Genomic DNA, 546 nt, shown 5'->3' on the forward strand with positions numbered 1-546 from the left:
TGGAACTGGTTGAAATGGAAGTGCGCGAGCTGTTGTCGAAGTACGAATTCCCAGGCGACGACCTGCCAATCATCAAAGGTTCGGCACGTATGGCGCTGGAAGGCAAAGAAGGCGAAATGGGCGTTGACGCAGTGCTGCGTCTGGCCGATGCGCTGGATGCCTACATTCCAACGCCAGAGCGCGCTGTTGACGGTGCTTTCCTGATGCCAGTGGAAGACGTGTTCTCGATCTCGGGTCGCGGTACCGTTGTGACCGGTCGTATCGAGCGCGGCATTGTCAAAGTCGGCGAAGAGATCGAAATCGTCGGTATCACCGATACCGTCAAAACGACTTGCACCGGCGTGGAAATGTTCCGCAAACTGCTGGACCAAGGTCAAGCAGGCGACAACGTTGGTCTGCTGCTGCGCGGCACCAAGCGTGAAGACGTGCAACGTGGTCAAGTTCTGGCCAAGCCAGGCTCGATCAAGCCGCATGCGCACTTCACCGGCGAGATCTATGTTCTGTCGAAAGACGAAGGCGGCCGTCATACGCCATTCTTCAACAACT

General features: G+C 56.8%; 1 protein-coding gene. It reads left to right on the forward strand.

Annotation, left to right across the window (positions count from 1 at the left end; genetic code table 11):
- Positions 1–546 (forward strand): EF-Tu/IF-2/RF-3 family GTPase (locus ASN89_RS26595; RefSeq protein ID WP_082654770.1); only part of this gene is annotated, 546 nt, incomplete at both ends.

The organism is Janthinobacterium sp. Ant5-2-1, from assembly GCF_001445815.1.
In the GTDB taxonomy this organism is placed as follows: domain Bacteria; phylum Pseudomonadota; class Gammaproteobacteria; order Burkholderiales; family Burkholderiaceae_D; genus Janthinobacterium; species Janthinobacterium lividum_E.